This window comes from Paenibacillus faecis (assembly GCF_008084145.1).
Classification (GTDB): Bacteria; Bacillota; Bacilli; order Paenibacillales; family Paenibacillaceae; genus Fontibacillus; species Fontibacillus faecis.
On the sequence record NZ_VSDO01000001.1, the window covers coordinates 488,910 to 510,829 of the forward strand.

Below are 21,920 nucleotides of genomic sequence, written 5' to 3' on the forward strand. Positions count from 1 at the left end.
ACGGCCATGATCACACATTCGCCGCCTGGATCGCAAAGCATTGCCCTACCTGCGCAGGGGGCTGTCTGTCCTCATCCCACGATACCTACACTTTAAAGCGGAATTATTTTCACCGTATCTGATCCAAGTAAAGGGATTGTAAATAACGGGAATTAATTTTTCGTCTCCTCGCCCGGAAAGTTTCAGTTCAGGAACCTCCGGTCATTTGCAGCGCCTCCTTAATTTGGGGAATGGACAATCCTGCCGCTTTTTTCTCACGGATCCAATGAATTCGGGCAATCGTCTCCTCCCGTTTGTATCGGCGCGTTAAGTTCTCCTCCGCCTGCTCGTAGGGAAGCAAACCTTCTTCAGTGTAAAATTTGAGCGTGCTGTAGCGGGATTCCGTCAACCTGACTAATTCTCCGATAGATACGTATTCTGACGCCAGAATCGCCTCCATCGATCGTTGTCTCGACATCTAGGGTTCTCTCCTCTAAATAGAGCGCTTGGGAAGCAGCCGTACGCCATGAATGGGAACTCTGCCGTAAATAGCCTGCGGGACCGCCTCATACTCCACATTATCGATTTTCAGTGTCGGAATCGGCCCCGTCCTTAGGATGGTGTACGAATGGCCGTTGGATTCCAGCCGTCTCGTCACATCGTTCAGCCTTTCCTGGGGATTGGAGAACCAGGCCTCAGTTTCGATAAACACCGATTGCGCCCGCTCCATGATCGGGAATATGAAGTTTACCCCGCTGCCCACCGGGGTTTTAACAAACTGCGTTTTCACCCGAAGTAAGCGCTTGACCGCCAATTCCCAGCCGTGCCGGATGCGAATCGGATACACTTGCCGGGCAAGCGGGTTATTTTTATGCAGTTCATTCATGCGGACAGCAACCCGTTCCAACTCGTTTCTCGAAAAAAGATCATGCATGCATCCGCTTTCCCGGAGCAGCCACAACATACAGATCGTCTTCTCATCGACCGCTCCCTCCTCGAGAATCTCCGCCCGACAGCGCTCGGTAATTCTCGGGTACATCTGCATGTGACACCGGTATTCTTTGATGGAAAGTCCCGCCGAATGAAAATAAAGATCGCACCCCATCAGATGCGGAATTTCTTCCAACAGCCCGATTTGAAGTAGCGATGCGGAGACGACCGTCTCCAATCGGCTAAGTTTTCTTTTGGACAGCCTTGAAGCTCTTTTTAACCACGCGCCCAGGCTTCCTCTTTTATTCGCAAAATTAGGATCCTGAAAAAACACTTCCCGGTAAGGAACGGATGAAAAAGTGGCCTGAATCTCCTTACTCACACCAAGCTGATCTTCGGGCCCCGTCATGAACCCTTCCATATAAGCTTCCAAAATCACCGCCGCCGCCATGCAGCGCAGCGCGACTTTCTTGGCTGTGGTCATATGCCGGCTTCGCTGCGCATTTAGCGAAATCATGGAGAACTCCTGAACCAGGCTAAAATCGTGCATGGACCTGACTTCCCTTTTTTTGCGATTAGGGCATGCTAATTACTCAACCACTTACTACTTACTACTTACTACTTACTACTTACTACTTACTACTTACTACTTACTACTTACTACTTACTACTTATGATATTCGAATCTAATCAGGCCCGCAACACTTGCATATAAAAAAGACAACAGCTCTTTCGCCATTGTCTTCGTCCGCCATTTAAATAACGCCCCCGAACTCCCGTTTGATGTTCTCATAATGTCTGCCCAAATCGGAGAGGCCGATGGCTCTAAGCTGCTCGATCACTTGGCTCACCAAAACCTCATTCCTCTTTGGCGAATTCCTGCAAATCTGCAGGCTTTTTTCTTCCGTTCGCCCTTAATTTAAAAATTCCTGCAAATCTGCAGGTTTTTTGGGCAAAATCTTCCCCCTTCGAAAAAATCTCAATAAATTCCTGCAGATTTGCATCAATTTCTCATATGGCCCCTTCAATCGCTGAAAATTCCTGCAGATTTGCATCTTTTTGACTCGGCGGCTCCCGCTCACCTCTGTAAACGGACAAACAAGCGAACCCGAGAAACGCCATCCTCCCGGAAAAAAGAAAATAACGCCCCCAAAAAGGCGTTATTCACGAAGAACAAATGGTGCTCTGCCCTGCCCGTGCCCCGAGCGTTATCGTGCGCGTTAGACCGGTTTATTCTTTAGACCGGTTTATTCGTTAGACCGGTTCATTCATGTCCGGTCTCCGGTCGTCCGGCGACGTCGTGCCCGAGTCCTGCGCTTCCGGCTACTGCGTCCGCCCCAGCACCCCGGGCTTCGGCGTAACCCCGAACGCCCGGGCCAAGTCCCGGAGCTGCGCTTCCGTAATTCGCTGCTTGATCTCATGCGGAGCGATCAGCATGTAGATCTGCGCCGCTTTCTCTACCGTTTCGATCAGGCCGAAGGCTTCATCCATCGTGTTGCCGGCGCCGTAAATGCCGTGCTGGGGCCAAATGACCACGCGGCTGGTGCGCATTTTTTCGGCCGTCGCGCGACCGATTTCGGCGGTGCCCGGCACGATCCACGGCACGATGCTGACGCCGTCCGGAAAGACGACCAGACATTCCGTGCACATCTCCCACAGCGTTTTGGTAAAGGCATTCTCGTCAAGGTCATGGATAAAAGTCATCGCTATTACATTTGTCGCATGGGTGTGGAGAATTACGCGATGGCCCGGGTCCGCCTGAAGCCGCTCGATATGACTCATAAAATGAGCGGCCAGTTCGCTGGTGGGCACAGCGCCGTCTTTAAAGCCCCAGAGTAGTTCCAACCGCTCGCCGTCCGCCGATACGCGAATCACGCCAAGGTTCGCTTCCGGATCATCGCCGACATTTTTAAAGTATTTTCCCGATCCCGTCACGATGAAGTACCTGCCGGCCAAGGCATCCACCGGAAAAGCAGGCTCGATCACCCGCAGTACACGATGAATATCGATGTATTTCGCGACCTCGGCCTCATTCAGCAAATAGCTGACGTTTCCGCCATTCCGTTCGTCCCATCCGTATTTCCACATATTGGAGGTTACCTCGGACATCTCCCGGATAAAAGGCGCTTCCCCCGACCCGATATAATTTAGCGATTCCGTGACATAAACCGTCATGACCATCCAATCCCCTTTATAAAAATTCGCTATAATGGCTAACTATGAAAGCCTTAAATGTAAAAATCCCAAGTCCCTATCTTTTCAAAAGAACATCCCGCTCGTACGCCTGGACTTCCGAAAGCCATTGCTCGCGTACGGGGACGCCGGATCTAGCGCAGTAGTAATCCCAGACCGCTCCGAACGGATAGGATTTGAATTCTTCGGTCAGCGCGAGCCGCGTCGTGTAATCCTTGTCGAGCTCCGCCGCCTTCAACCGCTCGACCGGCTCCAGCATGGCCCGGAGCAGCGCCTTGATCGTGTTGCGCGTCCCGATCACCCAGGCGGCCACATGGTTAATGCTGCCGTCAAAGAAATCGAGGCCGACGTGGGTTCGCGACAACAGCTCGCCCCGCACCAGTTCCCGGGCGATCTCGAGCAGCTCATCGTCCATGACGACGACATGGTCGCTGTCCCAGCGGACCGGACGGCTGACATGCAGGAGAAGCTGGTCCACGAACATAAGAACCGACGAAATTTTGTTGGAGATCACTTCGGTCGGGTGAAAATGCCCCGCGTCCAGACAGAGCGCTTTTCCCGCGGACATCGCGTATCCCATGTAGAACTCGTGCGAACCTACGACATAACTCTCCGATCCGATCCCGAACAGTTTGCTTTCGACCGCATCGATATTGTAGCGGGGATCGATAGCCTCCCGGAAAATCTCATCCAGCGCTTCCTTCAGCCTTCTGCGCGGTGACAGCCGGTCCACCGGCGTGTCCTTGTAACCGTCCGGAATCCAGAAATTCGTCACGCAAGTCTGCCCGAGTTCCTTGCCGAAATATTCCGCGATCCGGCGCGACGCTTGGCCATGGGCGATCCAGAAATCGCGGATTTTCCGGTCCGGATGGCTCAGCGTAAATCCGTCCTCCGCCTTGGGATGCGAGAAACAGGTCGGGTTGAAGTCCAATCCGAGCCCCTGCTCCCGCGCCCAGTCCACCCAGCTTTGGAAATGTCTCGGCTCAAGCTGATCCAGGTCCACCTTTTCTTCGGTATCCGCGTAAATGGCGTGCAGGTTCACTTTATGTTTCCCCGGGATCAACGAAAGCGCTTTCTCCAAGTCCTGCCGAAGCTCTCCGGGAGTTCCGGCGCGCCCGGGATAGCTGCCGGTAACCGCGATGCCGCCGCCCAATGCTTTATCTCGAAAAAGAAACCCGCGAACGTCATCCCCCTGCCAGCAGTGCAAGGAAATTTTAATGTCCGCAAGCTTGTTCAGCACCTGGTCGACATCAATCCCGTGCTGGCTATAGAGGCCTTTGGCATACTCGTAATTTTCGACGATTTTGGCATCCATCTGGTTCGCTCCTTTTTCAAGTGAGATTTAAGTATCTTCCAACCGACGCTAAAACACCGGGCTGGTTTTCACTCGTTCCCACCGCTCCAGCAACTGCTTTCGATTCTCGACGGGTCGCGGCGTATATCGGGTAATCGGAAACGATCCGTCGATGGTTTCCCGTGCACTTCTGACGTCATAGAGACATCCGCACGCGATCATTTGCACGGCGAGGTTGCCGATGGCGGTGGATTCGGAGGGCCCGGCGCACACCGGTTTCCCCAACAAATCCGCGGTTAATTGATTGAGCAGACCATTATGGGACCCGCCCCCCACGATATGAAGAACTTCGAACGTACGTCCCGTTAACCGTTCCAGCTCTTCCATCGCGTCGCGGTACGTAAGCGCCAGGCTTTCAAAGATGCATCGCGCCACTTCCCCCAGCGTCGCGGGAACCGGTTGCCCCGTCTCCCGGCAAAAGCTGCGGATTTCTTCGATCATATCGGCCGGGTTCAAAAAACGCGGATGATTGCAGGCAACCAGGCTTTGGAAGGGAGGAGCCTCTTCCGCCCATTGCGCCAACTCCGCAAAACTGCAGTCTATCGCCGAAACCCTGCGGGTTTCCTGGATCATCCACAGCCCCATAATGTTTTTCAGAAACCGAAAAGTTCCGTAAGCTCCCCGTTCATTCGTATAATTGCAGCTCATGGCGGACCCGGTATTTAGCGGCTCCGCCAACTCCGCCCCAAGGAGAGACCAGGTTCCGCTGCTGAGGTACGCCCACGGCCGATCGCCGGCCGCCGGGACCCCGACGACGGCGGAAGCCGTGTCATGGGTCGGCACCACGACCAGTTCGCACTCCGGGAGATCATAAGCTTCCTTCAATTCGGGGAGAAGGGGCCCTAGTTTTATCCCCGGCTCCGTCAATTCCGCGAACTGCGCCCGGTCTAGCCCGAGAATGCCTAGCAGTTCCGGGTCGAACTCTCCATCCTGCAAATTCAGCAATTGGGTGGTGGACGCATTTGTCAGCTCGTTGATTTGTCTCCCCGTCAAGCGGAAATACAAATAATCCGGAACGAGGAGAATGGCATCGGTCCGCTTCAACTGTTCGGGATCATGAACAAAAAGCTGGTACAACGTGTTGAACGACAGCTCCTGAATCCCGGTTTTGCGGTACACCGCCTCCCGCGGAATCACCCGGTGGAAATTATCGGGCGCGCCATTTGTCCGTGAATCCCTGTAAGCATATACTTCGTGAATCCGCTTCCCCGTCCGGTCCAGCAGAACGTAATCCACGGCCCAGGTATCGATGCCGAGCGTGCAGCGCCCGATTCCCCCCCGCTTGGCTAAGACAAGACCGGCCAAAATCTCTTCCAACAAATGATCGATATCCCAATAATCATGACCCTCTACCCTGTGAAACCGGTTGTCGAACCGGTATAGCTCCCTGATCACCATCTGTCCGGCAATCAAGGCGCCGTGCACCAGCCTCCCGCTGGAAGCCCCGATATCCACCGCGATATGATTTAACATAAGTTCTTCCCCTTATGGTCAAATAAAGTGAAGGATTTTCCTTCATCCTAATCGCTAAATTTCCGATTGTCAATGAAATTATGTTTGTTTATATGTTTTTATTTTTGTTTATTATTTGTTTTAGGTTGATTTCGTTTCGATTTGACGATTCAATCAAGAACAAAACAACATACTGGAGTGTGGCGGCCTCCCGACCCGGAGACCGCCGTTTTCCCGCCTACGGTTCGGTTCAACCTGAAACCAGCACGGCATAAACGATACCCGGACCATGCACGCCGATGGTGAGATCGTTCTCGATATCCGCGGAACGGCTCGGCCCCGAGATAAAATGAATGCCGGCCGGCAATCCTTCCCGCCCGGTCCGGTCGAACGCCGTCAGCACCTCGCCCAGTCTGGTAACCAGCGAAGCGATCGGGATGACGGCAAAAAGGACCGCCGGCAAAAGGCTGACCGATCGGCCCTTGTCGGGGCCGGAAAGTATGGCGATGGACCCGGTGTAAGCCACCGCGTAATCCGCCATGATGATGCCGATATCCGCTTCGGCGGCGCGCGCCTTCCAGTCCTCGGACGCCTCCCGGTTCCAATTCCATACTTGCACTTTTGCCTCCGGCAGTGAGGACTCCAACCCCAGGTCCGCCAATGCCGGCCGGTCATGCCTTAGAATTCGCTTGGCCTGCAGCTCCAGCGCCTTTTCCGTCATGAACCGGCCCGCTTCCTGCAAGCTGTCCGCCCGAATCACATAACCCCCGGCCTCCTCAAAGTTCCGCGTAAACCTTTGAAGATTATCGTCCTCCGAGCCATCGTAAGAGTTCCAGAAGTCGGGCGCTCCCCGGTACGGCTGCCGCGGTTTTTGCGTCAAACGCGGACGCCGCAGCCTTGAAGCGATCTTGCCCAGAAATTCCTCCTGCTTAGCTCTCGAGCGTTGATCCAGATGATCCAGCCACTCCCGGTGATCTTCCGCCATGTTCCTCACCTCCCGCGCTCTTCTCTCGGCTGCCGATCCGTTTTCGCATCCGCTCCGCGATTTCCGGCGGCAGTTCCTGCAGCCCTTGCCGCAGCTCGGCCTCCAACGTTTGATAACGTTCCCGGAACGGTTCGGCGGCCAGGCCCGGCGCCACTCTGTAGCGGTTCCAGCCTTTCAGCGGCCCCAGTTTCAGGGTGATCCCGCCGTTTCGCACGATCAACTTCTGTCCAAGCCTCCCCAGCCTCAAAAACCCGTGATAGCGTTTGGAGCGGGACATCAGCGAGCCGTACGCTTTCATTCCGATCGTCTCGCGCGCATCGCCGTATCCCCGCTCGACCTTTCTCCGCCGCAGCGAGACGAGCATATCATGCAGCGGGATCTTGACCGGGCAGGCCTCGTAGCATGCCCCGCACAAGCTGGAAGCGCCCGCGATATCGTCCCACTCCGCGACGTTCTTGTTCAACGCCGGGGTGAGCACGGCCCCGATCGGCCCGCTGTAAGTACCGCCGTAGGCGTGGCCCCCGATATGGCGGTACACGGGGCAAGCGTTCAGGCACGCTCCGCACCGGATGCAATTCAGCAGCTCCTGGAATTCGGGATCGCCCAACTGCAAGGATCTCCCGTTGTCGAGAACGATGACATGCATCTCCTCCGGGCCATCCGCGTCTCCGGAACGCTTCGGCCCCGTAATTCCCGACATGTAGACCGTCAATTTCTGTCCGGTCGCCGAACGGGGAAGCAGCGTCGCCATCACTTCGAGATCGCTCCATGAGGGGATGATCCGCTCCATGCCCATGAACGAGATCTGCGTCTTCGGCAGGGTGGTGACCATGCGGGCATTCCCCTCATTTTCGAACAGAACGATCGAGCCGGTTTCCGCAATCGCAAAATTGCAGCCCGTGACGCCGATGTCGGCGGCCAGAAATTTTTCGCGCAGTTTTTTCCGGACATACCCCGCCAGTATCGCCGTTTCGGGAGCAAGCCGTTCGCCGGCATCCTCGGACAGCAGGTCCGCGATCTGATAGCGGTTTTTGTGAATCGCCGGAATAATGATGTGGGACGGCGTTTCCCCGGCCCGTTGAATAATATATTCGCCCAAATCCGTTTCAACCGCCTCGATGCCCGCCGACTCCAAAGCCCGATTCAGGTGAATCTCCTCCGTCACCATCGACTTGGATTTTACGACTGTCGCCGCCGCATGTTTGGAAGCGATTTCAAGAGCGAGTGAAACGGCTTCCTCCGCTGTATCGGCAAAATGGACATGCACACCGTTCACCCGGGCCTGGTCCGCAAACAGGCCGAGATAGTAATCCAGATGGGCGATCGTATGCAGCCGGATCTGCCTGCCCCGCTCCCGCCATTCGTCCCAGTTCCCGTGTTCCTCGGCCGCTTTCCGCTTGCCGCTGCGAAGCCGTTCCGTCGTAAAGCGGACCGCCTTCCGCAAAAAATCGTCGTTCAAGGCGAGGCCTGCCCGCTCCTGTACGGTTCGCTTGGAATTTTTCCCTGCGCTCACGCCAGCACCACCCCTTCATAGAGCAGTTCCGCGAGGTGCATCACCCGAACCGGCTCGTTCCGGTAACGTAAGTGACCGGCGATGTTCATCAGGCAGGCCATATCCAGCCCGACCAAGACTTCGGCTTCGGTTTCCCTGAGATGATCGACCTTTTCCGCAACCATCGCGCCGGAAATATCCGGCATCTTTACGGCAAAGGTTCCTCCAAATCCGCAGCAGTCCTCAGCAAAAGGGAGCGGAACGAACTCCAGCTCCTTCACGTGACGCAGCAGCTCCATCGGCTCATCCTTCACGCCCAGCAGCCGGCTGCCGTGGCAGGACGGATGATACGTGATTTTGTGGGGAAACCGGGCGCCTACATCGGTAATGCCCAGCACCTGAACCAGAAATTGCGTGAATTCGAACGTTTTGTGCCGAAGCTGACGCGCTTGTTCCCGCCCCTCAGGCTCGTCTTTGAACAACTCTTCGTAATGATGAAGCATATACGTGCAAGAACCCGAAGGCGAAACGACGAAGTCGCTGTCCGCAAAAGCGGCAAGTATCGTCCTCGCGGCGGCTTTCGCTTCCGCCCAGTAACCGCTGTTATAGGCCGGCTGCCCGCAGCAGGTCTGGAGCTTGGGGAAATCCAGCAGGATCCCGTACCTGGCCAAGAGACGCATCATCGTTTCCCCGACCCGGGGATATACCGCATCGCTGACACAGGTAATAAACATGGACACCTTCAACCCGTTCACCCTCTTTCCCATGTAAAAGTTTACGATGGCCGCCTTTCTTTAGACTTAGGCCCTCTTGACGTTGAGCCCGACTGCGCCGAGGGATTCCACGATATCCGGCGCCAGGCTGGAATCGCTGATCACCGTGTCGACACTGGACAAATCCGCCACCTGCGTAAAAGCCTGCACGCCGAACTTGCTGGAATCCGCCAGCAGAATTTTTTGATCCGCCATGCCCATCATCTGCTGCTTGAGCCGGGCCTGCAGTTCGCCGGATTCGCTGATGCCGCGTTCGAGGTGCACCCCTTTGCAGGAGAAAAACAGCTTGTCGACATGGAAGGATTCCAGCGACTTTTCGGCGAGCGGCCCGACAAACGACAGCGAACGGGGGGACAGCCGGCCGCCGACGGAGATGACCTCCACCTTCTCCTTGGTGCTCAGTTCCGTGACGACCTTGATGGAATTGGTCAGGACCGTCATCGGGATATCCGGCATGATTTTCGCCATATACCAGGCGGAAGTGCTGGCGTCCAGCAAAATCCGGTCATGCGGCCGAACCAGCTTGACCGCTTCCTCGGCGATGCGTTTCTTCTCCTCCGACCGGGTAACTTCTCTTTCGAAGTAGGGGACCTCGAGCTGGGCTTCCTTTACGCTAACCGCTCCGCCGTGGGATCTTTTGAGCCGTCCCGCCTGCTCCAGCCGATCCAGGTCTCTTCGGATCGTTTCCTCCGTGACGGAGCAAAGCTCGCTTAACTCGGTGACCCGGATACTTCCCCTTTCATTCACAAGCTGAACGATTTTTTCGTAACGCTCTGCAACCAGCATCTGACATCCTCTTTTCGATACGGATTTGATGAAACCACGTGCGTTGTTCCAATCATGAAATAAATTATAACGTATGCGGCCGGAACCCATCAAAAGCTTTAGCGGGTAAACGCCGCCGGAACCCCGCCGTCGATCGTCAGCATGCAGCCTGTCGTTTTACCCGCCCTGGAGGAGGCGAAGAAAGTGATCCCTTCCGCGATATCCCGCGGATAAATGTTGACCTGCAAGGTCGTCCGCTTGCGGTAATATTCCTCGAGCTGGTCCGGCTCGATGCCGTAGGCCGCCGCTCGCTCCTCGCGCCAGCCGGAATTCCAAATCGCCGAGCCTTGCAGGATCGCATCGGGCAGCACGGTGTTCACCCGGATGCCGTACTCCCCGCCTTCCGCCGCGATGCAGCGGGCCAGATGGGCTTCCAGCGCTTTGGCCGAGCTGTAAGCGGAGGCGTTCTTGCCGGCGTAGACCGAATTTTTCGAACCGACGAACACCATGCTCCCTCCCAGGGCCTGCCGCTTCATTATTTTGAAAGCCTCCCGGGCCACGAGAAAATATCCGGTGCCGAGTACGTTCAGGTTGAGGTTCCATTCCTTCAGCGACGTTTCCTCAAACGGGCTTGAAGTCGCCAATCCGGCGTTGTTCACTAAAATATCGACGCCTCCGTAATTCAGCGAAGCCTCGAGAAAAGCGGTCCGAACCTCCTCTTCGCGGGTCACGTCCATGCGGAGGGCCAGCGCGCGCATCTCCCCGTACTTGGCATTGATCTCGTCCGCGACTTTACGGGCCCCTTCCAGGTTCAAATCCGCCAGAACGACATGCGCTCCTTCGCCTGCCAAACGGCGGGCGGTCTCGCTGCCGATGCCGCCGGCACCGCCGGTAATAAAGGCGACCTGCCGGGAAAATTCCGCTTCGGGCGGGGCCAGAGAAAGCTTGTAGAGCTCCAGAGGCCAGTACTCCACGTTGTACGACTCGCTCTCGCTCAAGGAGACGAAGCGGCCGAGCGCCGTGGCTCCCCGCATGACCGCGATCGCCCGATGGTACAGCGCCCCGCTCACCTTGGAGTTCGCCCAGCTCTTACCGGTGTTGATCATGCCCAGGCCGGGAATCAGAATGACCCGCGGCGCAGGCTCGAACATGACATCACCGGGCGCCTTATTCCGCTCGAAGTAGGCTTTGTATTGTTCTTTGTATTGACCGACCCCTGCTTCGATCTTGCTTAAGAGCCCGCTCACATCCTCCGCGTTTGGATTCCAGTCGATGAACAGCGGCGTCACCTTGGTATGAACGAGATGATCGGGGCAGGCGGCTCCGACTTGCGATAGGGTCAAGGCATCCCGGGCGCCGACGAATTGCAGCACATCTTCTTCGTCATCGAAAGTAAGAATCATGCTGCGCTCATCGCTAACGAATCCCCGTATAGCCGGCAGCACTTGAGCAGCTAGGCTGCGACGGTCGTCCGCCGCCAGCGGGGCGTATTTTTCGCCTCCGAACAGGGTCTTCGGATCGATCCGCGCCTCAATATAGGCTTCGGCTTCATTAATGACTTTAATCGTTTGCGCATAGCAGGTTTCGGAGGTATCCCCCCAGGTCACCAAACCGTGCTTCTCCATCAGAACCAGCTCCGCCTTCGGATTGGCCCGTACGCCTTCGGCAATCATTTTCGACAGCTTGAACCCGGGGCGTATATAAGGTACCCATACGAATCGGTCGCCGTATATCTCTTGGGCGATCTCGCGGCCGTTGTCCGCGCAGCAGATGCTGATAATCGCGTCGGGATGCGTGTGGTCAACATGCGGAAAAGGCAAAAAGGCGTGCAGCAGCGTCTCGATGGAAGCCCGGGGATGCTTGCTGTCGATCATGCACTGCGCCAGGTAGGCCACCATCTCCTCGTCGGACATTTCGCTTCTCTCGAATAGCGGAGCGATATCCTCCAGTCTTAGGCCCGTAAAATGGCCGGGGCCCATGGTGGCCAGGTCGGAGCCGCTGCCTTTGACGTACATGACCTCCACCTCCCGCCCCCTAAAGTCAATGATCCGGGTTTTCGTGGAGGTGTTGCCGCCGCCCCAGTTGCAGACCCGCCGATCTGTCCCGATCAGATTGGAGCGGTAAACGAGTTCGGCCAACCCGTTTTTCTCCGTTGGGGCTTGGGAGGGTTGCCAAAGATTTTGTATCATGATTCGAACCTCCTTTTTTTGTTTGTGTTTGTTTATGATTATAATTCAATTGTTTATTTTTGAATATATGTAATTCAAACAAAAAAACAAAATAAATTCGGCCTATACGGCTGAGGAGCCTAGCCGCCCGCGAAATAGCGGCCTCGTGGCCTAAAACAGCACTGACGTTGCATTAACCCGAAGGGGCTAATGACCGTAACCGCCTCCCTTAGAAGCCGGGCGGGTGGATAAAGGCTTTTTGAGGCGCTATTTTGTCGAATTCGTCCTTTCGATGAGAAATAGCGATCATTTGGGGCCTTATTTTAAGGAAAAGCGGGCTGAAAACCGATTTTTGGACTCGCACCAGAGAAATAAGGCCCTTTTTAGCCGCTATTTTCCCCGAAAAAGCGAATTTGGGCGAAATAGCAGCCTAAAACGCCGCTATTATAACGGGCGGCAAGTGAGATTGCGGGGTCGGCAACACCATGTCAGGTTTAATGCAACGACAGTGCTAAAACACCGCTATCTCACAGCGATGAGTCAAGTTCGACAAAATCGCGCCGTTTAAGGTACTTATTCACTGAAAACCCACCGTCGGAGTCTACATCAATAACGGGAAAATCTCCCGTTAATGTACCGCTCTTGGCTCTTTGACCGGAATTAGCTGGAAAAGCTCCATCTATTTCGCGGCCCGATTGCCGATATACACAATTTCAGGCGAATTGTTTTCCAGCTAATTCGCCTCTGCAGCCGCATATTCACCAAATTTATACGAAAATGAATTTGTTGCTTCACAGCGCGAAATTAAAATTGGCTTTAAAGCATCCCTTAAATGATTTTTGTCTTTTTTTAAAAACTAATATTTAAGCAATCTCGGTTAGTTCGACGTGGTAACCTAGCTTTTGTAGCTTCTTCACAAGGGACTCTGCTACTTTTTTGTCGGAAACTAAATACTCGCGCCCTAATTCTTCATAAGGCACTTTATCACGAAGCATTACATAAATGATTCGTATCATCAAATGGGCGATCGCCATGTTAGCCTTCTGTGTGCCTGCCCTCTTTGCAATTCGGGAGTACACTGCTGTAAACCGGCTATCCTTCTTTTTTATCGCTGCCCATGCCGCTTGGCATAACACGGACTTTATATGCTTGTTTTGATATGCTCCCCATACAGTAGACAGGTGAAATAATAAAACCTGTTACTGTGAGGGGAGTTTTTTTCATGCCTACAGACAAGCCCAGTGCTATTGAGAAGTTAGCCATCCTTCAAGAGATTGAAAGGGGCCTTATTGGAGTGAAGGAAGCCGCCAGGAAGCATGGCTTTAATAAATCCACAATAGCCAAATGGCAACATCGTTATCGGTTATATGGTTACGAGGGATTAGAAATCCGCACTCATAATCGTAGTTATTCCGAAGAGATAAAGCACCAAGCGGTTAAGGATTATCTGGATGGGGGGATGTCGCAGAATCAAATCATTGATAAATATCGGATTGCGAGTCGAACGCAACTCGCCAACTGGATTAAGAAGTATAATAGTCATAGCAGTTTAAAAGCCTATACAGGAGGAACAACGGCTATGACCAAGGGACGTTCCACGACATGGCAGGAGAGAATTGACATTGTCCTCTACTGCCTTGCAAATGGACAAGACTATACAAAAACAGCAAAGCAGTTCCAGGTTTCTTACCAGCAAGTATACGGATGGGTAAGAAAGTATGAAGTAGGTGGTCAGGATGCTTTACAGGACGGCAGAGGACGTACAAAGTCGCCTGAAGAGCTAAGCGAAACGGATCAGCAAAAGCTTGCCATGAAGAAGCTCGAGTACGAAAACGAGCGGCTCCGGGCGGAGAATGCTTTCTTAAAAAAGTTACAAGATCTCGAAAGGAGGCGTCCCTGAGCCAGCATCGGCAAGAGAACATCTACCTTGCCATTCAAGCTGTCCAACAAGCAGAGTCACTCAGTATACAACTTTTATGCAGCATTGCCGGGGTGTCAAGGTCAAGCTATTACAAGTGGCTTAACCACATTCCTGGGAAGCGCGAGATGGAGAACAGAGAGCTGACGGAGGTTATGATGTCCTTGTACGAGAAGGTCGAGGGCACCTTCGGTTACCGGCAATTAACACTACATATGTGTCGACAAATGCAAAAAGCGATTAACCTTAAGCGAGTGCAACGACTTATGAAGATTAAAGGAATCCAGTCCGTCATCCGTAGAAAGAAAAGGAAGTACCAGCGTTCTACGCCGCAGCAAGTAGCTGAGAATATACTTAATCGTGAATTCCAAGCGGAAGCGCCGAATGAGAAGTGGGCAACGGATGTCACGGAGTTTAAATACGGCAATGGTCAGAAGGCTTATTTAAGTGCAATCCTCGATCTCCATGATAAATCGATTATCTCCTATGTACTGGGACGCTCCAATAATAATCCTCTCGTATTTCAGACGTTGGATCTAGCCCTGCAGTCAGCACCCGATAGCACACCGCTGCTTCATAGTGACCGCGGTTTTCAGTATACATCACTGCGCTTTAAGGAGCTGTTGGACGAAGCTAAAATAAAGCAGAGTATGTCCCGTGTGGGTCGTTGCATTGATAATGGACCGATGGAATCCTTCTGGGGAACCTTGAAATGTGAAAAGTATTATTTGCATACCTACCAAAGCTTTGAGGAACTCAAAAAGGATATTGATGACTACATACACTTTTACAATTACGAAAGACTACAAGCAAAACTAAACGGCCTTAGTCCAATGGAATTCAGGACCAAGGCCGCTTAATTGACTTTTATTTTTTGTACTGTCTACTTGACGGGGAGCGGTTCAGTTTCCGCGGTTGTTCTTTTTTCTTTTTTTTTACCGGCACTCTCATGGTTGGCTGGACAAACACCTGCCCAAGAGGCTAAGTGAGCTTCACTTGGGAAATGCGCCATATCGGTACCTATTTCCGCTACGATGCTCGCCGCAGCATCGAAGTCAATTCCCGGAATCGTATCGAGCAACTGTATTTCCCTCATGTGAGGCTCTACTGCCGATTCAATCTCAGCCTCGAGTTCCTGAATCTGCTTTTCTAAATAATGTATATGTTCCAAGTGCCGCTTGATCATGTTTCGGTGATGCAAGCGCAGGCGACCATTCAGTGCTTCAACCAGCAACGGGACCTTCATCTTCAGCCGGGTGTGTACCATTTTGCGTACCTCATGTACGTCAAGGACTTCCCCGTTGACGATGGATCCCAGTAAGGCACGTCCAGAAACACCGAACAGGTCCGAGATGAACGTGGTTAGTTTGATATTTGCATCCTGAAGAATTTTGTGGATTCGGTTTTTCTCCTGAGTAAGGTTTTGAATGAGCTTTCGACGGTAGCGAGTAAGATCCCGCAAATCTCGTATGGATTCATCCGGGACGAAGCTACCATCGATGAGCCCACAACGGTGTAATCCCGCAATCCACTCCGCATCGTTTACATCCGTCTTCTTGCCAGGGACGTTTTTGATATGTTGCGAATTTGCCAAGGTTAAAGTACAGGTGCCCTCAAGTATGTTCCACACCGGCTTCCAATAAACTCCTGTGCTTTCCATGGCAACCTCTGTGCATTCGTGCTTTACGAGCCAGTCTTGTAACCGCAAGAGCTCTCGTGTAGTGGTACCGAATGTTTCAATAACAGACTTGGGCTTCTTATGAAGCGGCCCGCTCAGCAGGCAAGCTACTACAGTTTCCTGGTGGACATCCAGTCCAGCACAACATTCGCGTATGGCGTCCATATTATCCCTCCAGTTGCAGTATGGGTGTGAATCATGCAACCTTTTGAGGAGAAAATTTATACACGTGCTCAAGGCAACACTCGGCGATCCTCATGGCTGCAGTTGGTCCGATTAACGGACGGGGTAGATCCCCAATATTTGGCCGACCTATGACTCACACTTTAAATGTAACAGAAAAGTAGGTGAATGACCGTACCATTTTCATTACTGGCGGTGGCCGCTAGGCCATGTTTGATTAACGGGAGGAATTCCCTTTAATTCGAACCAAACCATTAACTTCTTCTTCACGCCGACTTGTTCGGCTTCGGTTGGCGAACGGTGTTTCCGATCAATCTGCCGATCGGTCTGATCGCAATGGCTCTGCCCTTTGTCCGGGAATCGTTGGTGGAGGGCAGCAAAAAACGGAAATGCCGCGCTGTTTTTGACCCTGTCCTTGTTTCTGCAGGATGGCCTATCGTTCTCACCGATGACGTCGGCGCTCTCTTTCCTATCCATCGGCGTCGGATTTTTTCTCGGATCGATGCTCGCGCCGCGCGGCGTTAAGAGATGGGGGTCCCGGCTGCTTCCCGCCGGTGCGGCGGTGATGGTGTTTAGATGTGGAAAACCCGCAGTGGACGCATTTCCCCTCGCTCTTTCTTGCGGGAATCGGCCAAGGAATCGTCGGCGCGCCATTGCTTACCGCCATCCTGTCGCGGGTTGGCCCGAACCACATCGGCGCCGCCTCCGGCATTCTCAGCACGATGATGCAAACGGCCAATGTATTGGGCGTCGTGCTCATCGGTACACTCAACTTCGCCGTGCTCGAGTCGAGCGGCGGGGCTTATCATACGGCCATGTACGCGGCTTTAGCCCTGTATCCTGGGGGCGGCGCTGCTAACTTTCATCCAGCTCTTGCTAACTGTCCAAAGCGAAAAAAGAGCCCGCCCCCTCCAACTAAGACGGAACCGTGTTGAAATAACAAGAGAGCCGCTCAGGAACAACCGATATGTAATGGTTGCTCTAGGCGGCCCTTTCCCGTTGATTAGGTTAACGAAAGCCAAGCCCGTTCATTTTTCCAGGTGACTTGAACCGGGGTTTCAAATAGAGCCGTTAACCGCTCGCTCGTAAGAACCTCCGTCGTTCTTCCGCTGGCAAACACGGTTCCCTTCCGAAGCAGCAAGGAATGGGTAAACTCCGGCAAAATTTCCTCCACATGGTGTGTGACATATAGAAGCGTCGGCGCATCTTTTTCCTTCATCAAGTTAGCGATGCTCTGCAGCAGGGATTCCCGGGACAGGAGGTCCAGCCCGTTGCAAGCTTCGTCCAGGATCAGCAGTTCGGGGGAAGCCATCAGCGCGCGGGCGATCAACAGCTTCTGCTTTTCCCCTTGAGAACAGGTCTGGTATTGGCGGTCGACCAGGTGTCCGCAGCCCAGCGTCTCCATCAGGTGGACGGCTTTTTGAATGTGTTCGTCCGTAGGTTTCTCGAACAAGCCGATGGAAGCATGAAGCCCGCTGATGACCAAATGCTGCGTCTGTTCATTGGGATGAATCCGTTCTTGAAAAGACGAGCTGACCCAGCCGATCCGCCGCCGCATTTCCCGCAGATCCACCGTTCCATAACGTTCGCCCAACACGGAAATCTGCCCCCCCGTCGGCCAGATATATCCCGTAATCATATTCAATAACGTAGTCTTCCCCGAACCGTTAAGGCCTAGGATAGCCCAATGTTCGCCTTTGGAGATCGTCCAGTTGACATCCTTCAGAATGACCTTCTCTTCGCGTTTCCAATAAACATCTTTCACTTCAACAATATTTGACATCCCCTGTTCTCCTCCTCATCGTCTGAGTTACAACCACTCATTCATCATATCATCTGCTGTTTAATGGCAACTGATGGATTATAACTCCGCCATGGTGCCCTCCAAAATTTTCAGGGTCCATGATACGGCAACATCCGGATTCATGCCGCGGATCGCCTCATATAATTGCTCATGGCTATGGGATTGCGGATCATGCGAACTGTACTCTTGGTTTAGTTTACTCATGGCATCGCTTAATACGTGCGAAAACGTACGGAACATATCGATGATGACGCCGTTCTTGCTGGCGATCGCGATGGACAAATGAAACTCGATATCCGACTTCACGTAAAGGTCGCGATTGTTTTGCTGCAGGGCTAAACTGCGTGTGTCCAGGTGTTGGCGCATGTTCCGCAGATCCTCATCTTCGCGGCGAAGGGCGGCCAGCCTGGAAATTTCGACTTCCAGCATCTTCCTCGCCTCGAACACTTCCATAAGTTCCGCCCGATGCAGACGATGAACCAGCGGTTCCTGAATTACGGGAGCGCTCTTCAAATATGTGCCGTATCCTTGTTTCTTCTCCAGCAAACCGGCGTGCACCAGCACCCGAATCGCCTCCCGGATCGTGGAACGGCCGACGCCAAACAGCTCCATCAGTTCAGGCTCTATAGGCAATTTATCTCCGGGACGAATTTCGCCGCTGGATATTTTATGCTGTAACTGATTGACGACCTCGTCCACCAGCTTAGGCTGGTTCAAGGCTTTAAACGACAGCTTCCCATTCATCTGATCATCTCCTGTTTTTAGAAGTTTAGCATATCCTGACTTCGCCGACAAGAACAAACCGGCGCTTTGCCGCCTTTTCACCCTACGCCAAGGGCCGTTCCAAGCGAATGACTCTGCTCAGAACGGCCCCTTTTTGCCTTTTATTCATTTTATCAAGATGATGCCGGCGCTTCCTGTCGTCCCGGTTTCCCCGTCCGAATGGACAGGAAGAAGCAAAGCAGCAGAACCACAAACGCAAGCATATACGGATAATTGATATCGAAATCGAACAAAAATCCGGCCACGATCGGGCCGACGATATTGCCCAAACTGGTGAAGGCCGAGTTGAGGCCGGCGACATAGCCTTGCTGATCTTCGGCTACCATGGACATTTGCGTACTGATGGCCGGACGCAGGATGTCGATCGCGAGAAAGATAATGAACGTGACCGCAAAGATCAGCCAGAATTTGTGTACAAACAGCGTCAGAAGAATAAACACGCCCGCAAAAAGAAGGCAAACGGAAATGACCCGCTTCTCCCCGAAACGCTTCAGAATCCAGCTAAAGCCGGTGGCTTGAATCACCGCGCCCGATATGGAGCCGAACGTGATAATAAACGCGATATCCTGCGGCCCGAATCCGAACTTGTGATCGACGAACAACCCGAAGACGGTCTCAAAGTTGGCCAAGCCGAAAGACATGACAAATACGATGATCAAGCTGAAAAAGTAAGGCTCCCGATACGCATACCGCAGCTGTGTCAAAAGGCCTCTCGGCTTTTTATCCACTGCCGGTGATTTCGAACTTTCCCGCTTAACCGGCTTGGATTCGGGAAGGATCAACAAGTTGATTAAAGCCGCAAGCACGCCGGCGATCGCCGCAAAATAAAACGGAACCCGCAGACCCAACTCGGCGACATACCCGCCAAGGCCCGGACCGATAATAAATCCCGTCGTGATGGACGCGTTGATAAATCCCATCCCCGCGGCCCGCTCCTCATTGGTCGTGATATCCGCCGCATAAGCCATAACGGCCGGCATAATCATGGCCGCGCTGATGCCGCCGAGCATTCTGGACACAAACAGCAGTACCGTCGAGCTCGTGAAGCCGAACAACGCTTCCGAGAAGGCAAACAGGAGCATGCCGAACACGATCAGTCTTTTCCGTCCGAACAAATCGGCCAAACGGCCGGCCACCGGCGAAAACAAGAACTGGGTGAGCGAAAAGGCCGCCACCAGCATACCGACAATTCCCCCGGTAATGCCTAAACTTTCGATGAACTTCGGCATAATCGGTATGACAAGACCGATTCCCGTAAACACAAGAAACAAATTGAGCATCAGGATCAGTATAGCTCCCCGACTTTTAAGTAATAGTGCCATTTCTCTAACTCTCCTCCAAAAAAACGGAATACTGAATTTTTATTCTATATCTTTGTAAAAAAATTAGCCTGACGGCTAAACAATCCCATGCAAAAAAACATCCATCGCCAAACGGTAGGTCTCCAGCGCTCGCTCGCGGTCCATCCTTAGCGTATGTTGGTTCAAACCGATGATCAAGCTTTCCAGAATGATGGCCAGTCCGGTGACATCCCTGCTCCTGAACTCCCCGTTATCGATGCCCCGCTGCAGCAGCTGCTCATTAAAGGCGATGTAGCCTTTGACCATGTCGTTCATGCGTTCCTCAATGTCCGAAGCTTTCTCGGCATTCGTGTAGAATTCATCAATCGCCTTGGTCAACGGATGGTTAAATTGATCGTTAGCCAAATGCTCGGCCATGCCATACAGTTTTTCGATCGTGGTCGGATAGAGCGGTTCCTTGGTCAGCCAATTCTCTTCCCATTCCCTGTTCCATTCCTCGATCAAATGCAAAAACAAGCCTTCCTTGCTTTTGAAATGATAATAGATATTGCCGGCGCTGCACCCGGTGGCTTTCACGATATCCTCGATGGATGTAGCCTTGTAGCCTTTTTGAACGAATAATTCCTTGGCCGCATCGGCAATCCGCTTCTTGGTCTGCTCGGTCTGCTGTTTCTTTTTGTTCACCCGCTCACCCCTTTCTAAAGCAGTTGATGAAGACCCTCGGCATTAAGCGTCGCTCAGTAAAACAAATAATACTGAACGTTTCTTCAGTATTATACGGGATAAAAAAAGTTTTCGCAATTTTTCTTAGACGTGCCATCAAGTAGCCAGGCTCGTCCCGGGTCGGCCTCCATAGCTTCCCGCAAGCTAGCGCACCTTTAGACAATCTTGATAACTTCAAATTCCTGCAGATTTGCACTTCTAGGCCAAACACCTTATCGCATTCGGCGGAGCCCGTTTCCCTTTTGAAAGCTAGACAGGTGAATAGTGACAGAAGCCTTTTACGCCGCCATTTTGTCGAATCCGGCTTATCACTGCGAAGCAGCGGCTTTTTAAGCACTTGCGTTGCATTAAAACTAACATGGTGCTGCCGACCCCGCAATCTCACTTGCCGCCCGTTATAATAGCGGCGTTTTGGGCTGCTATTTCGACCCCATTTGCGTTTTCGGGAAAAATAGCGGCCAAAAAGGCACTGGCATTGCATCAAAGCTTACACGGTGACTCACAGAGATACTGTGTAAATATTTTCCATTTGGTTTATTCAGTATTTGGTCAAAAAATGAAGGGGGGCAGAAAATAGATGCGTTATTCCATTTTTTGGATATTAACTTTTTGTTTTATTTTGCCTCTTCTCTCAGCTTCATTTTCCCCTTGGCTTGATTATTCCAACTGACGTGTTCATAATAGGCGGTTCCTTGTATATTTTTGTACCCCTTTGACGCCCTTTGTTGCTCTGGCTTTTACTCCTTCGATGAAGCTCGGTTTCAAGTAGCAAATTCGGCTTCTCCCATAAAAGACGAAGGGATTGAAGCACTTCCCATAAACTCATTCGGGTTCCACTGCTCACGTGAATGAGCATGGCAATAGCGTAGGCGATCAGAGCGATAAAGATCTGGTTCCATATCCCTTGAGGATCATAGCTATATAGCTTCACTAATCGCAAATGCTGCTTCATCCACTTGAAAAATAGCTCGATCAGCCAGCGCTGCCGATAGATATCCGCGATTTCCTCAGCACTTAGATCCAAGCACGAAGTTGCCAGACGATACTTGCGACCCTTTTCATCCAAAAACTCTACAAGGCGTAAAGAATTCTCTGTCTTACGGAAGGCGCTCCCTAATTGAACGATAGCATCTCGGGTGATGTTTGAATCGGGATCAACCGGCAGCTCTTGCTCCACCTGCCAAACCCTATGGTTTTCGTTGATACGGGTTACGAATTGAACTTTTTGTTCTAGCCAAGTATCGAACTGTTTGTACTTGACATAGCCGCGATCCATAACGTATATTGTGCCATCGTCTTCAACCAGTAAGTTCATGGTTTCGTAGTCACTCACATTTCCCGTAGTAGGGATGGCCTTCTCAGGAATGACCTCTTTTTCTTCACTTTTGGTCAAAACCAAGACTCGAACGTGAATTTTGATTTGAGTATGATCACGGTAC

At 52.6% G+C, this 21,920-nt stretch carries 20 protein-coding genes; 1 reads left to right on the forward strand and 19 read right to left on the reverse strand.

The window, feature by feature from the left end; genetic code table 11:
* Positions 1-187: 187 nt before the first annotated feature.
* The 11 genes from FRY98_RS02305 to FRY98_RS28365 all read right to left on the reverse strand — a co-directional run bounded on the left by FRY98_RS02305 (position 188) and on the right by FRY98_RS28365 (position 13,125).
* On the reverse strand, positions 188-457 hold the full coding sequence (locus tag FRY98_RS02305; protein WP_148450135.1) for a helix-turn-helix domain-containing protein: 270 nt from the start codon (positions 455-457) through the stop codon (positions 188-190).
* A gap of 15 nt (positions 458-472) precedes the next feature.
* Entirely contained in the window at positions 473-1,459 is a 987-nt protein-coding gene (locus FRY98_RS02310) for a hypothetical protein (protein ID WP_148450136.1), read from the reverse strand.
* Positions 1,460-2,232: 773 nt separating this feature from the next.
* Positions 2,233-3,084 carry a rhamnulose-1-phosphate aldolase gene (gene rhaD, locus FRY98_RS02315; protein WP_148450137.1) on the reverse strand — a complete coding sequence of 284 codons (852 nt, stop codon included), beginning with the start codon at positions 3,082-3,084 and terminating at the stop codon, positions 2,233-2,235.
* A gap of 76 nt (positions 3,085-3,160) precedes the next feature.
* The gene (gene rhaA, locus FRY98_RS02320; protein WP_148450138.1) at positions 3,161-4,417 is read right to left on the reverse strand and encodes an L-rhamnose isomerase; all 1,257 of its coding nucleotides are present in this window, start codon (positions 4,415-4,417) and stop codon (positions 3,161-3,163) included.
* 48 nt (positions 4,418-4,465) lie between these two features.
* On the reverse strand, positions 4,466-5,929 hold the full coding sequence (rhaB, locus tag FRY98_RS02325) for a rhamnulokinase (protein ID WP_148450139.1): 1,464 nt from the start codon (positions 5,927-5,929) through the stop codon (positions 4,466-4,468).
* A 229-nt stretch (positions 5,930-6,158) separates the two neighbouring features.
* Complete coding sequence (locus tag FRY98_RS02330; RefSeq protein WP_148450140.1) at positions 6,159-6,893, reverse strand: LutC/YkgG family protein; 735 nt, start codon at positions 6,891-6,893, stop codon at positions 6,159-6,161.
* On the reverse strand, positions 6,838-8,406 hold the full coding sequence (locus FRY98_RS02335) for a LutB/LldF family L-lactate oxidation iron-sulfur protein (protein ID WP_148450141.1): 1,569 nt from the start codon (positions 8,404-8,406) through the stop codon (positions 6,838-6,840). The genes FRY98_RS02330 and FRY98_RS02335 overlap by 56 nt, the downstream gene beginning before the upstream one ends.
* Positions 8,403-9,131: a (Fe-S)-binding protein gene (locus tag FRY98_RS02340; protein WP_148450142.1), complete on the reverse strand. Its 729-nt coding sequence runs from the start codon at positions 9,129-9,131 to the stop codon at positions 8,403-8,405. Before FRY98_RS02340 ends, FRY98_RS02335 begins: the two co-directional genes overlap by 4 nt.
* A 54-nt stretch (positions 9,132-9,185) precedes the next feature.
* Positions 9,186-9,944 (reverse strand): DeoR/GlpR family DNA-binding transcription regulator, encoded by a 759-nt coding sequence (locus FRY98_RS02345; RefSeq protein ID WP_148450143.1) that lies wholly within the window; start codon positions 9,942-9,944, stop codon positions 9,186-9,188.
* Positions 9,945-10,042: 98 nt separating this feature from the next.
* Positions 10,043-12,112, reverse strand: coding sequence for a bifunctional aldolase/short-chain dehydrogenase (locus FRY98_RS02350; protein WP_148450144.1), 2,070 nt, complete (start codon positions 12,110-12,112; stop codon positions 10,043-10,045).
* Positions 12,113-12,954: 842 nt separating this feature from the next.
* A complete protein-coding gene (locus tag FRY98_RS28365) occupies positions 12,955-13,125 on the reverse strand; it encodes a hypothetical protein (protein ID WP_170287002.1) in 171 nt (56 codons plus the stop codon).
* A 188-nt stretch (positions 13,126-13,313) separates the two neighbouring features.
* Between FRY98_RS28365 and FRY98_RS29390 the strand changes: the two genes are divergently transcribed.
* Positions 13,314-14,869, forward strand: a protein-coding gene (locus tag FRY98_RS29390; protein WP_420819690.1) for an IS3 family transposase whose coding sequence is annotated in 2 segments (ribosomal slippage) — positions 13,314-13,944 and positions 13,944-14,869 — 1,557 coding nt in all. Because the reading frame shifts where the segments join, the coding sequence is not laid out codon by codon here.
* A gap of 23 nt (positions 14,870-14,892) precedes the next feature.
* Here FRY98_RS29390 and FRY98_RS02365 read toward each other — a convergent pair.
* From FRY98_RS02365 to FRY98_RS02400, 8 genes are all read right to left on the reverse strand, one after another.
* Positions 14,893-15,852, reverse strand: coding sequence for an IS110 family RNA-guided transposase (locus FRY98_RS02365; RefSeq protein WP_148450147.1), 960 nt, complete (start codon positions 15,850-15,852; stop codon positions 14,893-14,895).
* Positions 15,853-16,056: 204 nt separating this feature from the next.
* Entirely contained in the window at positions 16,057-16,347 is a 291-nt protein-coding gene (locus FRY98_RS02370; RefSeq protein WP_148450148.1) for a hypothetical protein, read from the reverse strand.
* Positions 16,340-16,642 (reverse strand): hypothetical protein, encoded by a 303-nt coding sequence (locus FRY98_RS02375; RefSeq protein WP_148450149.1) that lies wholly within the window; start codon positions 16,640-16,642, stop codon positions 16,340-16,342. Before FRY98_RS02375 ends, FRY98_RS02370 begins: the two co-directional genes overlap by 8 nt.
* A 231-nt stretch (positions 16,643-16,873) precedes the next feature.
* The gene (locus FRY98_RS02380) at positions 16,874-17,653 is read right to left on the reverse strand and encodes an ABC transporter ATP-binding protein (RefSeq protein WP_148450150.1); all 780 of its coding nucleotides are present in this window, start codon (positions 17,651-17,653) and stop codon (positions 16,874-16,876) included.
* 78 nt (positions 17,654-17,731) lie between these two features.
* Complete coding sequence (locus FRY98_RS02385) at positions 17,732-18,418, reverse strand: FadR/GntR family transcriptional regulator (RefSeq protein WP_148450151.1); 687 nt, start codon at positions 18,416-18,418, stop codon at positions 17,732-17,734.
* A 152-nt stretch (positions 18,419-18,570) separates the two neighbouring features.
* On the reverse strand, positions 18,571-19,779 hold the full coding sequence (locus FRY98_RS02390; RefSeq protein ID WP_148450152.1) for an MFS transporter: 1,209 nt from the start codon (positions 19,777-19,779) through the stop codon (positions 18,571-18,573).
* A gap of 75 nt (positions 19,780-19,854) precedes the next feature.
* Entirely contained in the window at positions 19,855-20,442 is a 588-nt protein-coding gene (locus tag FRY98_RS02395) for a TetR/AcrR family transcriptional regulator (RefSeq protein WP_148450153.1), read from the reverse strand.
* 676 nt (positions 20,443-21,118) lie between these two features.
* The coding region (locus FRY98_RS02400; RefSeq protein WP_170287053.1) for an IS4 family transposase at positions 21,119-21,920 on the reverse strand (802 nt) is incomplete at its 5' end.